The organism is Cupriavidus sp. BIS7, from assembly GCF_000292345.1.
Classification (GTDB): domain Bacteria; phylum Pseudomonadota; class Gammaproteobacteria; order Burkholderiales; family Burkholderiaceae; genus Cupriavidus.
This window is the reverse complement of record NZ_ALOU01000019.1, coordinates 209,798-222,406: the sequence shown is the minus strand read 5'-3', so window position 1 is coordinate 222,406 and position 12,609 is coordinate 209,798. Positions and strand designations below refer to the sequence as shown.

Sequence of the window (12,609 nt, the reverse complement as noted above, 5' to 3'; positions counted from 1 at the left end):
GTCTTCCCGTTTTCTGCCGTTCGTTGGCTGTAGCACGCCAGCCATTTCGCCCCCGTTTGTTTCCCTGAAAGGAAAGCCAAGCATGCCGCTGCCTACCATGCCCGCCAAGCCTGCCCAACTGCTGGACCCGAGCGAATTCGCCCCGGTCACACTGCCCAAGGCCAAAGCCGCGCAGGGTAAAAAACCTGTGCCGGTCCTGGAGCGTGTGGCACTGCTCGAGACCGGCGACACCAAGGCGCCCGCCACCCGCGCGCGCGCAGGCAGCACTACCCGGGCCAAGACAGTCGACGCTCCGGCGTCAACCACCACGCCGGCGGCAACGCCCGCGGTCAGCCTGGTCAAGCCTGCCGCCGGCCCGACGCGCCGTGCCCGCAAGGAAGCCGGTCCGAGCAAGCTGTTCGTGCTCGACACCAACGTGCTGATGCACGACCCGACGTCGCTGTTCCGTTTTGAAGAGCATGACATCTATCTGCCGATGATGACGCTCGAGGAACTGGACAACCACAAGAAGGGCATGAGCGAAGTTGCGCGCAACGCGCGCACGGTCAGCCGGACGCTGGACCAGCTCGTGGGCGGCACCGATGGCGTGCTCGACGAAGGCCTGCCGCTGGCGAAGCTGGGCAACCGCGACGCTGCCGGCAAGCTGTTCTTCCAGACCAAGCTGAACGACATCAAGCTGCCCGAAGGCCTGCCGCAAGGCAAGGCCGACAACCAGATCCTGGGCGTGGTCAGCGCGCTGCAGCAGCAGTACCCGGAACGCCAGGTCGTGCTTGTGTCGAAAGACATCAACATGCGCATCAAGGCCCGTGCGCTGGGCCTGCCTGCCGAGGACTATTTCAACGACCAGGTACTGGAAGACAAGGACCTGCTCTACTCGGGCGTGCTGCAGTTGCCCAGCGACTTCTGGGCCAAGCACGGCAAGGGCGTGGAAAGCTGGCAGGACCCGAAGTCCGGAACCATGTTCTATCGCCTGACCGGCCCGCTGGTGCCGTCGTTCCTGGTCAACCAGTTCGTCTACCTGGAGCCGATGGACGGCAGCCTGCCGCTGTACGCGCAGGTCAAGGAGATCAACGGCAAGACCGCCCTGCTGCAGACGCTGAAGGACTACGCCCACAACAAGAACAACGTGTGGAGCGTGGTGGCGCGCAACCGCGAGCAGAACTTCGCGCTGAACCTGCTGATGAGCCCGGACGTCGACTTCGTGACGCTGCTGGGCCAGGCCGGCACCGGCAAGACGCTGCTGGCGCTGGCGTCGGGCCTGGAACAGGTGCTGGATCAGAAGCTCTACAACGAGATCATCGTCACGCGCGCCACGGTGCCCGTCGGCGAGGATATCGGCTTCCTGCCCGGCACCGAGGAAGAGAAGATGCAGCCCTGGATGGGCGCATTCGACGACAACCTCGAGGTCCTGCAGAAGAGCGACGACAGTGCTGGCGACTGGGGCCGCGCTGCCACGCAGGAGCTGATCCGCTCGCGCATCAAGGTCAAGAGCATGAATTTCATGCGCGGCCGTACCTTCGTGAACAAGTTCGTGATCATCGATGAAGCGCAGAACCTGACGCCAAAGCAGATGAAGACGCTGGTCACGCGGGCCGGCCCCGGCACCAAGATCGTCTGCCTGGGCAATATCGCGCAGATCGACACGCCGTACCTGACCGAAGGATCGTCTGGCCTGACCTACGTGGTGGACCGCTTCAAGGGCTGGAGCCACAGCGGCCACGTGACGCTGGCCCGTGGCGAGCGTTCGCGCCTGGCAGACCATGCGGCGGATGTGCTGTAGATATCGGTGAGTGCAAGGGTCTGTCCTGCCGGCCTGTCATCCATGGCCGGCAGGCGGCCAATTCGCTTAGTGTGGTGAAGTACACAGCCGCAGCGTTGCACCAGCGGCACGGACCACACGACCCGGTATGATTCCCGGGTGTTCATGATTGGACGGAGGCGTCGATGAACAAGCAACAGCCGTTCAACCGGTATTTGCCAAATAGCAGGACACTATTTTCCCGCGCGACCCGTACGACACGGCGCCGCCGCATTGTCGCGGCATCGCTGATCGGCGTGACGATGCTGATCGCCGCGGCATTGCGCCCGGCGCGGGCGGCCGACGAAATGGTGATTCGCACCATGGGACCGGTCAGCTACGTATGCGGCGGCATTGCCGCGGATGAGCGCGCACAACTGGCCGAGCAGGAAAAGAACTTCAACATGGGCATCCTGTTCACCCAGGGCGATGGTGAGTTTCTGTCCGATGTTGACGTAAAAGTGACATTGGACGGCCAGCCCGTGGCGAATTTCAAGGCTGGCGGCCCTCGGTGCCTCATACGTGCTCCCGAAGGCAGCTACAATATCGAGGCCAGTTACAAGGGTCAGCTTAAGTCCATCAAGATCACTACCGGCACGCGTAACGCGCAATTGCGCTGGTAGCCCCGCTGGTAGCCCCCATGACGGACGGACGCATGACCTGGCAACCGAATCATAGGAAGGATGCCGCAGCGCCCGTTTCATTCACCCTCTCGTCGGCTTTCGCTTACCGCACTTTGCGCCACAGCCCTTTTGCTGGCCGCTTGTGCGGGAGGGCCGCCCACACGCCAGACCTCGTCGCTGCTCCGTACACCGGGCAAGCCGATGGTCGATCCGAGCGCGGGCCTTGAGGAGGTCTCGATCCAGGCGATGTCGCTGGTCGGCACCCCGTACCGCTATGGCGGCAACACCCCCGATTCCGGCTTCGATTGCAGCGGCCTGGTCCGCTACGTGGTACAGCGATCCGCCAACGTGACGCTGCCGCGCACGACCGAGCAGATGGGCCAGCGAGGCACGGCGCTCGAACGCAGCGAAGTCGCGTCGGGTGACCTGGTGTTCTTCAACACCACGGGGCGCGCCAACTCCCACGTCGGCATCTATGTCGGCCAGAACCGTTTTGTCCACGCGCCGGCTACCGGCGGCACGGTTCGGCTGGAAGACATGAGCAAGTCATACTGGGCGTCACGCTACAACGGCGCACGACGCGTGGTGGCGGCAGGCAGCCTGCCGATGACACCCGTGCCCACCGCATCACCGTCCGCGCCACCCACTGCGGCACCTCCAACGCCCCCTGCCCCAGCCACTCCGGAAGACGACCCGATTGCCGCGTTTGCAAACCGGTAAACGAAAAAAAGCCAGGCACTCAGCCTGGCTTTTTTGTTGGATGATCGTCTCGCGGATCAGTCGGCGTTACAGGATCTGTTTGCCGATCCACCACGCAATCGCCGACATGAACGCCGATGCAGGAATCGTCAGCACCCAGGCCCAGACGATATTGCCCGCCACACCCCAGCGTACGGCCGACATCTTCTGCGCCGAACCGACGCCGACGATCGCACCCGTAATCGTATGGGTTGTGGACACTGGCACGCCCATTGCCGACGCGATGAACAGCGTCATGGCGCCACCCGTCTCGGCGCAGAAACCGCCAACCGGCTTCAGCTTGGTGATCTTCTGACCCATGGTACGCACGATCCGCCAGCCGCCGAACAGCGTGCCCATGCCGATGGCGACGTAGCAGCTGACGATGACCCACATCGGAGGCTCGGCCCCACCTACGGCCACGTGGCCGCTCGCGATCAGCAGCATCCAGATGACGCCGATGGTCTTCTGCGCGTCATTGCCGCCGTGGCCAAGGCTGTAGAGCGACGCCGACAGCAGCTGCAGGCGGCGGAACCAGCGGTCCACGCGCGACGGCGGCGTACGGAAGAACGTCCAGCCGACGATCACCATCATGATCGAGCCGAAGATAAACCCGAGCAGCGGCGAAATCAGGATGAAGGCCACGGTCTTGATCAGGCCGTTGCCCACCAGCGCGCCGGTGCCGGACTTTGCCACCGCGGCGCCCACCAGGCCGCCAATCAGCGCGTGCGACGACGACGAGGGAATGCCGTACAGCCACGTGATCACGTTCCAGACAATGGCTCCGACCAGGGCGCCGAAGATGACGTAGTGATCGACGATATTGACGTCTACGGTGCCGGTGCCCACGGTCGCCGCCACTTTCAGGTGGAAGATGAAGATGGCGATGACGTTGCACATGGCGGCCATGGCCACCGCGTGATGCGGCTTGAGCACGCCCGTGGAGACTACCGTGGCAATCGAATTGGCCGCATCGTGGAAGCCGTTCATGAAGTCGAACAGCAGCGCAAGCGCAACCAGCAGGCCGATCACCCACAAGCTTATTTGAACAGTATGCATGCGAGTACGCGCCTCAGGCGTTTTCCAGGACGATGCCTTCGATGATGTTGGCCACGTCCTCGCACTTGTCGGTAATGGACTCGAGCTGTTCGTAGATCGCCTTCAGCTTGATCAGGCGCTTCACGTCGGTTTCCTCGCGGAACAGCTTCGACATCGCCGAGCGCATCACGCGATCTGCCTCGGATTCGAGCTGGTCGATCTGCTGGGCGGTCTTCAGGATCGTGCTGGCGTTGCTCATATCCTCGAGCAGGCCCACGGCGATCTTGACCTGGTCGCAGCACTGCACGCAGATCGCGGCCAGACGGCGCGCTTCGTCGGTCAGGCTCGTCACGTCGTACAGCGAGATCGTCTCAGCCACGTCCTCCATCAGGTCCAGGATATCGTCCATGGTCGTGATGAGCTTGTGGATCTCGTCGCGGTCCAGAGGCGTGATGAAAGTCTTGTGCAGCAGGTCGATCGTGTCGTGCGTGACGCGGTCCGCCTTCTTCTCGGTGGCCTGCACGCGGCGGGCATGAGCTTCGGCGTTGGGCAGGTCGTTGACCAGCGCTTCCAGTTCGTGCGCGGCGGTCACCGCGCAATCGGCGTGCTGGTTGAAATATTCGAAGAACTTGCCCTCGGTGGGCATGAATCGACCGAACATGAAATGTCCTTGTGGCGCGCCTCACGGCAGCGCTTGGTTGTTTTGCAAATGGGAGGCAGTGCAGATTGCATGACAGCCGCACGAAGCGGCTGTCATCACGGCGCAACATTTTACAGGGTTGCACCGTCCAGCGGTGTAACTGTGGAAGATCAGGTGTCGTTGTCGAAGAACGCAGGCCCGCCACTAAAGTTATCGAACTTCGTGAATTGCCCCAGGAACGTCAGCCGAACGGTGCCGATCGGACCGTTACGCTGCTTGCCGATGATGATTTCGGCAGTACCCTTGTCCTGCGAGTCGGGGTTGTACACTTCGTCGCGATAAATGAACAGAATCACATCGGCATCCTGTTCGATAGCGCCTGATTCACGCAAGTCGGACATCACGGGACGCTTGTTCGGGCGTTGTTCCAGGCTTCGGTTCAACTGCGACAGCGCGATGACCGGACAGTTGAGTTCCTTGGCCAGGCCCTTCAGCGAACGCGAGATTTCCGAAATTTCGGTCGCCCGGTTTTCGCCACCGCCTGAACCCGACATCAGCTGGAGGTAGTCGATGATGATCAGGCCAAGCTGGCCGCATTGACGTGCCAGGCGACGCGAACGCGCGCGCAATTCCATCGGATTCAGGGCCGGCGTTTCATCGATGAACAACTGCGCGTCGTTCATGCGCTGAATCGAATGCGTCAGGCGGGGCCAGTCTTCGTCGAGCAGGCGGCCCGTGCGCAGCCGGTGCTGGTCAAGACGACCCACCGAACCAAGCATACGCATGGCCAGCTGCACGCCGGCCATTTCCATCGAGAACACAGCCACGGGCAGGCCCTGCTCGACCGCCACGTGCTCGCCAATGTTCAGCGAGAAAGCGGTCTTACCCATCGAGGGACGCCCCGCCACGATGATCAGGTCACCGGCCTGCATGCCGCTCGTCATGCGATCGAGATCGATGAAGCCGGTCGGCACACCGGTCACGTCGCTGGAGGAATCGCGGTGGTACAACTCGTCGATCCGCTCAACCACCTGCGTCAGCAGCGGCTGGATCTCCTGGAAGCCCTGCTGGCCACGCGCACCCTCTTCGGCAATGGCGAATACCTTCGACTCGGCCTCGTCGAGGAGCTCACGCACTTCGCGCCCCTTTGGCGCGAACGCGGCGGAGGCGATGTCATCGGCGACCGTCACGAGCTTGCGCAGCACCGACCGTTCGCGCACGATTTCCGCGTAGCGCCGAATGTTTGCCGCGCTTGGCGTGTTCTGGGCCAGCGAATTCAGATAGGCGAGCCCGCCCACTTCCTCGGCCTTGCCGGCCACCTGGAGCATCTCGAAGACCGTGATCACGTCCGCCGGCTTGGTGGCGGAGATCAGACGGGCAATGCTCTGGAAGATCAGGCGATGGTCGAAGCGATAGAAGTCCGCTTCCGAGAGGAAGTCGGCAATCCGGTCCCAGGCGGCATTGTCCAGCAGCAGCCCGCCAAGTACCGATTGCTCGGCCTCGATCGAGTGCGGTGGAACCTTGAGACTGTCTAGTTGGGGATCTGCGGCGGGCGCGTTCATGGGGGGCAATTATAGCGGTGCAGAAGCCCCGCAAACAAAAAAGGCAGGAGCACGGCCCCTGCCTTTCTGTGCATCGGAAGCGTCAGGCAGCGCTGACGCATCGTTCGCGAAGTACGACTTAAACGTGCTCGCCCAGGACGGACACGGTCACATCCACCACCACGTCGGTGTGCAGAGCAACGCTGACCGGGTGGTCGCCCACCATCTTCAGCGGGCCGTTCGGCATGCGGACTTGAGCCTTTTCCAGCTTGAAGCCTTGGCCAGCCAGGGCTTCAGCGATGTCGGCGTTGGTCACCGAACCGAACAGACGGCCATCCACACCCGACTTCTGGGTGATCTGGACGGTCAGGCCGTTCAGCTTCTCGCCTTCGACTTGAGCGGCAGCCAGCTTTTCGGCGGCAGCCTTTTCCAGCTCAGCGCGCTTCACTTCGAATTCAGCGATGGCGCTTTGCGTTGCGCGACGAGCACGCTTGGTCGGGATCAGGAAGTTACGAGCGTAACCGTCCTTCACGCGAACGATGTCACCCAGGCTACCCAGGTTGATGACTTTTTCCAGCAGAATGACTTGCATCGTGTATTTCTCCTTGCGGTCCTGGGACTATCAGTTCTTGTGCAGGTCGGTGTACGGCAGCAGCGCCAGGAAGCGGGCGCGCTTGATGGCCGTATCCAGCTGACGCTGATAGTGAGCCTTGGTACCGGTCAGGCGAGCCGGCGTGATCTTGCCGTTGTCGCCGACGAAGTCCTTCAGCGTGTCCAGATCCTTGTAGTCGATCTGTTCGACGCCAGCCACGGTGAAGCGGCAGAAGCGCTTGCGCTTGAACAGCGGATTCTGTTGCTGGAAGCGCTTCTTGTTCTTGTTGTCACGTTTGATGAATGCCATGATTCAATCCTTTTCGAATGCTTTACATCGAGTGATGTGAAAGACCAGTGTCCTGCTGTTGCGGTGCTTGCGGGCCAGAAAGCCTTCGCAATCGAGCAGCGTGCCGAGCGGTAAGCGCTCCAGCCGCTGGCCAATGGGGCCTATACCCATGGCCACGATTGCAAACTCCACCTGTCGGGGCGTCTCCGCCTCCAGAGCCTCGCCGGCATGCTGCAGAATGCAGTTGACGACGGGCACTCCGGCCGGTGTATAGCGCAGCGTATCTCGCTCGGCGAGGGTGGCGGTCAGCCGAAGCTGGTTCACCTGGACACTGCAGTCCGCTCTCAGGCGGCCTGGCCTTCCGTGGTCGTTTGCGCGGCCTTGCGGGCTTCTTCGCGCTGCACTTCCTTCATCATCGGCGAAGGTGCGGTCTCGGCCTTCTTGGTCTGGACGATCAGGTGACGCAGCACGGCATCATTGAACTTGAACGCGTGTTCGAGTTCGGCCAGCGTTTCCTTGCCGCATTCGATGTTCAGGCAAACGTAGTGAGCCTTGGCCAGCTTCTGGATCATGTAGGCCATTTGACGACGGCCCCAGTCTTCCACGCGGTGAACCTGGCCGTTTTGCGACGTGACGAGCTGCTTGTAACGCTCGATCATCGCCGGCACTTGTTCGCTCTGGTCCGGATGGACGATAAATACGATTTCGTAATGACGCATTGACGCTCCTTTTGGGATGAGCCACCCGGGCGTCACGTCCGGTGCGGCAAGGTTGAGTAGCCCGCGAGTATAGCCCGGAACCCGGCCGCCCCGCAAGGCGCGGCCCGCATTCCGCCTCAGTACTGGCTAAAGAGGTCTTGCAGGCGAGCGCTATCGCGCCCGAGTGCCGGGTCGGCGGCAAGCAACAGCAGCAGCAGGACGCGGGCCTTGTACGGATTGAGATCCGCGGCCGATACGAATACGCCACCTGCCGGGCGCGGCGGAACAGGAATCGCCACATGACCGGCGCCGGTACGGGAACTGCGCACCACTGCCACGCCGTGCGCCAAGGCATCGCCCAGCGCGGCGGCCAGCGTTTCGTGCACCGAGCCGTTGCCCGCGGCGGCCACCACAAAGCCCTTCACACCAGCCGCCACCATCGCGTCGATGGCCACCCTGCCCGGCTGCGCATAGCTGGCGACAACCTCCACCAGCGGCCAGTCGCCCGGCACCGCGAGGCGAGGCACCGTGACGCGGCTCGGCGCGTGCGCGAATCGAACATAACCGTCCTGCACGAACCCCAGCGGGCCGGCCATTGGCGATACGAACGCATCGACTGCCGAGGTATGCCCCTTGGTAACGTCGCGCGCAGCATGGATCTGCTGGTTCAGCACCACCAGAACCCCTTTGCCCACAGCCTCCCGACAGGCGGCAACGCGCACCGCATCCAGCATATTCAAAGGGCCATCAGCCGACAGCGAAGTCGAGGGACGCATGGCTGCAGTCATGACCACAGGCACGGGGCAGGCCTGCGTCAGATGCAGGAACATCGCCGTTTCCTCAAGCGTGTCAGTCCCGTGCGTGATGACAATGCCCGCCACGTCGGGCTGCTCCGCCCAGAATCCGACTCGCGCCGCCAGCGTCTGCCAGAGGCCAAACATCATGTCCTTGCTGTCGACCTGCGCAACCTGCTCGGCCTCGATGCGTGCCACATCGCCCAACGCGGGCACGGCCTGAACCAGTTGCGATACCGGCACGGTAGCGGCCTGGTAGTGCGCGCTGCTGGCGGGATTCGCCGAAGAACCGGCGATGGTGCCGCCCGTGGCGAGCACGACGATGCGGGGCAAGAGTGCTGACATGAATGGAGCCGACAAAGCTGAATGCGGGCAGATTGTAACTGCCCGGCCGCCCGGCCGAACCCGTGGCAAACCCGTGGCCGGCACCTTACGGCCAAGCGATGTTGAGCCGGATGCGCAAATTGTGCTTGCACTTCACTCGATACTGTATAAAATCACAGCATACTGTTTAAACATACAGTGCCTCGGCACAAGACCGGCGACCCATGGCAACCCTGACACCCCGGCAGCAACAGATTTTCGACCTGATCCGCGACACAATCCGCCGGACGGGCTTTCCGCCGACGCGCGCGGAAATCGCCGCTGAATTCGGCTTCTCGTCGCCGAATTCGGCTGAGGAACACCTGCGAGCACTAGCGCGCAAGGGCGTAATCGAGCTAACGCCGGGCGCCTCACGAGGGATTCGCCTCAAGGTGGCGCGTAGTGACTCCGAGCTCCCTGACCAGTTTTCGTTACCGATGGCGGGCGTGCTGCAGTTGACGTTACCGCTGGTAGGACGTGTTGCGGCCGGCAGTCCAATACTGGCAGCCGAACATATCGATCGGCAGTATCAGGTTGACGCATCAGTATTCGATGAACGCCCCGACTATCTGCTTCGCGTCCGCGGCCTGAGCATGCGAGACGCCGGCATTCTCGACGGCGATCTGCTGGCCGTGAAAAAGGCCAGCGAGGCACCCAACGGCAAGATTGTTGTGGCTCGCCTTGGCGATGACGTGACAGTCAAACGACTGAAGAAACGGGGCGACACAATCGAGCTGATCGCGGAAAACCCCGACTTCAAGACCATCGTGCTGCAGTCAGGCCGTGACGAGTTCTCTCTTGAAGGTATCGCAGTAGGCCTGATCCGGTCCTCAGGCTTCTGACTTCCCGGACCCAGGCAGCTGGCCACCTGCCCCGGTCACCCGCTTTTGCTTTGCCAACGCCGCCCCGTCCTTGCAGGACGACGGGCGCGGACATCTGCTGTCGCAAATTACGAGGTGTTGCCATGCTGCAATCCAATCCCATCGCTTCCCGCCGCCCGGTCAAGCCTGTCCCCTTCCGCCAGATCAAGGGCGTTCGCGTCTATCAAGGCGCCCAACGCCGCACAATGGTCGGCAACATGGCCGCGATCTGCCGCATGCTCGAACTCGCGGAGCCATCATCGAAGCTGTAGGCCCGAGCACCGTTGTGGCGTTCATGTGCCATTGTGGGCACTCAATTCGATTGAATTTTGCTTATAGCTGTTAGCAAAACAATCAAATTCACTGTGACGCAGACGCGTCGCCAACGCATCGGCGCGATGCGCGGAACCGGGACTTGTCGACCTCGCCAAGTCCCGATTCTTTTGTGCACCGACTCAATCCGCCAGCGGAGCACCAAACCAGTCCACCGCAAGGTCTGCCTCAAAGGCGGCCAACCAGGACGCGTCACCACCGGTTTTGTCGTTGTATTGCTTGAAGTGACCGCCTATCACTCGCTCGACCGTCACGATCCGTTCTGCGATCTGACCTAATGCGGGCGTGTCCGCAATCTCGAATTCAAAATCTTCAGGAACAAATCCGCGCCTCGCGCACATGGATTCCAGGGCAGCCCGCACATCGGGAGAAAGTTCGTGAAATCTGAGTGTCATGTTTCACCTCCACTGAAACAGCAGATTGTGTTCTTCACAGATTACAAAGCAGACGCTGCAAAGTCCCCAAAAATCCTAGGTGATATGTAGTTCTTTGGGCCAATGAAAATTTCCGGCTCTCCAGCTAGGGTGATTAGCGGGACCATCGATCGTGGCGCAAAGCATCAAGTAGCAGCGTATTGCTCACCGCACGGATCGATGCCGATAAATGAAAAACCCCATTGCGGGACAGCACCTTCAGGAGATGCACGATGGCCAAGCACGATACGTCCAAGCTCGCCAGTCTGTCGCCTTTCGAACTCAAGGATGAGCTTATCAAGTTGGCGGGCAGCGTATCGAATCGCCTGATGCTCAATGCCGGCCGCGGCAATCCCAACTTCCTTGCAACCGTTCCGCGCCACGGCTTCTGGCAGCTTGGCCTCTTCGCCATGATCGAATCGGAGCGATCGTTCTCATACCTGCCTGAAGGCGTGGGCGGCTTTCCGAGGCGCGCGGGAATTGAAGAGCGATTCGATCTCTTTGCACGTGTGCACAAGGATGTACCGGGAGTGAAATTCCTGTCAGGGGCCGTTTCATTTGTGCGCGACCAACTCGGACTCGACGGCGGCGATTTTCTTTATGAAATGTGCGAAGGAATATTGGCCTGCAATTACCCGGTTCCTGATCGCATGCTGCGATTGACAGAGAAAATCGTCAAGCAGTACATCCGCAAGGAAATGATTGGGACGCACCCATTCATTGGTGATTTTGATCTGTATGCGGTCGAGGGCGGCACGGCGGCCATGACATACCTGTTCAATTCAATGCGCGTCAATCACCTGCTCAATCCAGGTGACACGATCGCATTAGGCATGCCGATCTTCACGCCCTATATCGAGATACCAGAGCTGCAGGAATATCACCTGACGGAAGTCTCGATTGATGCCGATCCGGCAGGCGGATGGCAGTATCCCAAGAAGGAACTGGACAAGCTGCGCGACCCCAAGGTCAAGGCATTCTTCCTGGTGAATCCAAGCAATCCCCCATCGGTGAAAATGAGCGATGAGAGCCTGAGATACATCGCCGAAATTGTTCAGGAGCGCCCGGACCTTATTTTGCTCACAGACGATGTGTATGGCACGTTCGCCGACAATTTCACATCCCTGTTTGCGATGTGCCCCAAGAACACGCTTCTGGTGTATTCGTACTCGAAGTACTTTGGCGCCACCGGCTGGCGGCTTGGCGTTATTGCCACACACAAATCCAATTTATTTGACGAACAGATTGCCAAGCTGCCCAAGGATATCCAGAAAGATCTGAACAAGCGCTACTCATCCATTACCACTGAACCAGAGAAGCTGCTCTTCATCGATCGCGTAGTGGCCGACAGTCGCACAGTGGCGCTCAACCACACCGCGGGCCTCTCCACACCTCAGCAGGTCCAGATGGTGTTGTTCTCGCTATTCTCGCTAATGGATTCGGCGGACCGCTACAAGAAGACCATGAAGCGGCTGATCAGAAGCCGAAAGGCTGCGCTGTATCGCGGCATGGGCGTCGCCCCGGAGCCCGTGGACGAAAACGTCGTCGATTACTACACGCTGCTCAATGTCGAGCAGATGAGCCGCGAAGTCGGCCCCGATTTCGTCAAATGGCTGCTGGAATCGATCCAGCCTCACGAGCTGCTGTTCAGGCTGGCAGAGGAAGCCGGAGTGGTTCTGCTGCCCGGCGGCGGCTTTGGTACCCGACACCCATCCGGGCGGGTCTCGCTGGCCAATCTCAATGAAGAAGACTACGTAAAGATTGGCCGTTCCGTGCGCAAGCTGCGTGACGAGTATCTGGCGCGCTATCAGGAAACCGGCGGCAAGACACAGAAGCCGAAGAAGAAGTAACTCGCAAATTCGCAGCAGTTCCTACATTTCAGTCTACAAC

Annotated in this window: 15 protein-coding genes; 6 read left to right on the top strand and 9 right to left on the bottom strand. The window is 61.0% G+C overall.

The genetic code is table 11. From position 1 onward, the window contains the following. The first annotated feature begins 82 nt into the window (after positions 1-82). The 3 genes from B552_RS0107440 (at position 83) to B552_RS0107430 (ending at position 3,141) form a co-directional block, all read left to right on the top strand. Complete coding sequence (locus tag B552_RS0107440; RefSeq protein WP_019448374.1) at positions 83-1,780, top strand: PhoH family protein; 1,698 nt, start codon at positions 83-85, stop codon at positions 1,778-1,780. Between the two features lie 164 nt (positions 1,781-1,944). Continuing rightward, positions 1,945-2,421 (top strand): hypothetical protein, encoded by a 477-nt coding sequence (locus B552_RS0107435; RefSeq protein ID WP_019448373.1) that lies wholly within the window; start codon positions 1,945-1,947, stop codon positions 2,419-2,421. Positions 2,422-2,481: 60 nt separating this feature from the next. After that, positions 2,482-3,141 (top strand): C40 family peptidase, encoded by a 660-nt coding sequence (locus B552_RS0107430; RefSeq protein ID WP_026035418.1) that lies wholly within the window; start codon positions 2,482-2,484, stop codon positions 3,139-3,141. Between the two features lie 66 nt (positions 3,142-3,207). On the opposite strand, the gene B552_RS0107425 is transcribed toward B552_RS0107430, so the two are convergent. The 8 genes from B552_RS0107425 to B552_RS0107390 all read right to left on the bottom strand — a co-directional run bounded on the left by B552_RS0107425 (position 3,208) and on the right by B552_RS0107390 (position 9,095). Continuing rightward, positions 3,208-4,218: an inorganic phosphate transporter gene (locus B552_RS0107425; protein WP_026035417.1), complete on the bottom strand. Its 1,011-nt coding sequence runs from the start codon at positions 4,216-4,218 to the stop codon at positions 3,208-3,210. Between the two features lie 13 nt (positions 4,219-4,231). Beyond that, positions 4,232-4,858, bottom strand: a complete 627-nt coding sequence (locus B552_RS0107420; protein WP_019448370.1) for a DUF47 domain-containing protein — start codon at positions 4,856-4,858, stop codon at positions 4,232-4,234. A 149-nt stretch (positions 4,859-5,007) separates the two neighbouring features. After that, complete coding sequence (locus B552_RS0107415; RefSeq protein ID WP_019448369.1) at positions 5,008-6,399, bottom strand: replicative DNA helicase; 1,392 nt, start codon at positions 6,397-6,399, stop codon at positions 5,008-5,010. Between the two features lie 118 nt (positions 6,400-6,517). Further along, positions 6,518-6,970, bottom strand: coding sequence for a 50S ribosomal protein L9 (gene rplI / locus B552_RS0107410; protein ID WP_019448368.1), 453 nt, complete (start codon positions 6,968-6,970; stop codon positions 6,518-6,520). A gap of 30 nt (positions 6,971-7,000) precedes the next feature. Further along, the gene (rpsR, locus tag B552_RS0107405; RefSeq protein WP_019448367.1) at positions 7,001-7,279 is read right to left on the bottom strand and encodes a 30S ribosomal protein S18; all 279 of its coding nucleotides are present in this window, start codon (positions 7,277-7,279) and stop codon (positions 7,001-7,003) included. A 3-nt stretch (positions 7,280-7,282) separates the two neighbouring features. After that, positions 7,283-7,582, bottom strand: a complete 300-nt coding sequence (gene priB, locus B552_RS0107400; protein ID WP_019448366.1) for a primosomal replication protein N — start codon at positions 7,580-7,582, stop codon at positions 7,283-7,285. 20 nt (positions 7,583-7,602) lie between these two features. Continuing rightward, positions 7,603-7,977 carry a 30S ribosomal protein S6 gene (rpsF, locus tag B552_RS0107395; protein WP_019448365.1) on the bottom strand — a complete coding sequence of 125 codons (375 nt, stop codon included), beginning with the start codon at positions 7,975-7,977 and terminating at the stop codon, positions 7,603-7,605. A 116-nt stretch (positions 7,978-8,093) separates the two neighbouring features. Continuing rightward, positions 8,094-9,095 (bottom strand): asparaginase, encoded by a 1,002-nt coding sequence (locus B552_RS0107390; RefSeq protein ID WP_035879533.1) that lies wholly within the window; start codon positions 9,093-9,095, stop codon positions 8,094-8,096. A gap of 203 nt (positions 9,096-9,298) precedes the next feature. Here B552_RS0107390 and lexA point away from each other — a divergent pair, with 203 nt between their 5' ends. Then, positions 9,299-9,955, top strand: a complete 657-nt coding sequence (lexA, locus tag B552_RS0107385) for a transcriptional repressor LexA (protein ID WP_026035416.1) — start codon at positions 9,299-9,301, stop codon at positions 9,953-9,955. 122 nt (positions 9,956-10,077) lie between these two features. After that, the gene (locus B552_RS29060) at positions 10,078-10,245 is read left to right on the top strand and encodes a hypothetical protein (protein ID WP_019448363.1); all 168 of its coding nucleotides are present in this window, start codon (positions 10,078-10,080) and stop codon (positions 10,243-10,245) included. 183 nt (positions 10,246-10,428) lie between these two features. Here B552_RS29060 and B552_RS0107375 read toward each other — a convergent pair whose 3' ends face one another. Then, positions 10,429-10,701: a hypothetical protein gene (locus tag B552_RS0107375; RefSeq protein WP_019448362.1), complete on the bottom strand. Its 273-nt coding sequence runs from the start codon at positions 10,699-10,701 to the stop codon at positions 10,429-10,431. Between the two features lie 251 nt (positions 10,702-10,952). Between B552_RS0107375 and B552_RS0107370 the strand changes: the two genes are divergently transcribed. Further along, positions 10,953-12,569: a bifunctional aspartate transaminase/aspartate 4-decarboxylase gene (locus tag B552_RS0107370; protein WP_019448361.1), complete on the top strand. Its 1,617-nt coding sequence runs from the start codon at positions 10,953-10,955 to the stop codon at positions 12,567-12,569. The last annotated feature ends 40 nt before the right edge of the window (positions 12,570-12,609 follow it).

Excerpts from the sequence above, each read along its gene's own strand:
- B552_RS0107440 (WP_019448374.1), top strand. The coding sequence starts at position 83 with ATGCCGCTGCCTACCATGCCCGCCAAGCCTGCCCAACTGCTGGACCCG.
- B552_RS0107435 (WP_019448373.1), top strand. The coding sequence starts at position 1,945 with ATGAACAAGCAACAGCCGTTCAACCGGTATTTGCCAAATAGCAGGACA.
- B552_RS0107430 (WP_026035418.1), top strand. The coding sequence starts at position 2,482 with ATGCCGCAGCGCCCGTTTCATTCACCCTCTCGTCGGCTTTCGCTTACC.
- B552_RS0107425 (WP_026035417.1), bottom strand. The coding sequence starts at position 4,218 with ATGCATACTGTTCAAATAAGCTTGTGGGTGATCGGCCTGCTGGTTGCG.
- B552_RS0107420 (WP_019448370.1), bottom strand. The coding sequence starts at position 4,858 with ATGTTCGGTCGATTCATGCCCACCGAGGGCAAGTTCTTCGAATATTTC.
- B552_RS0107415 (WP_019448369.1), bottom strand. The coding sequence starts at position 6,399 with ATGAACGCGCCCGCCGCAGATCCCCAACTAGACAGTCTCAAGGTTCCA.
- rplI (WP_019448368.1), bottom strand. The coding sequence starts at position 6,970 with ATGCAAGTCATTCTGCTGGAAAAAGTCATCAACCTGGGTAGCCTGGGT.
- rpsR (WP_019448367.1), bottom strand. The coding sequence starts at position 7,279 with ATGGCATTCATCAAACGTGACAACAAGAACAAGAAGCGCTTCCAGCAA.
- rpsF (WP_019448365.1), bottom strand. The coding sequence starts at position 7,977 with ATGCGTCATTACGAAATCGTATTTATCGTCCATCCGGACCAGAGCGAA.
- B552_RS0107390 (WP_035879533.1), bottom strand. The coding sequence starts at position 9,095 with ATGTCAGCACTCTTGCCCCGCATCGTCGTGCTCGCCACGGGCGGCACC.
- lexA (WP_026035416.1), top strand. The coding sequence starts at position 9,299 with ATGGCAACCCTGACACCCCGGCAGCAACAGATTTTCGACCTGATCCGC.
- B552_RS29060 (WP_019448363.1), top strand. The coding sequence starts at position 10,078 with ATGCTGCAATCCAATCCCATCGCTTCCCGCCGCCCGGTCAAGCCTGTC.
- B552_RS0107375 (WP_019448362.1), bottom strand. The coding sequence starts at position 10,701 with ATGACACTCAGATTTCACGAACTTTCTCCCGATGTGCGGGCTGCCCTG.
- B552_RS0107370 (WP_019448361.1), top strand. The coding sequence starts at position 10,953 with ATGGCCAAGCACGATACGTCCAAGCTCGCCAGTCTGTCGCCTTTCGAA.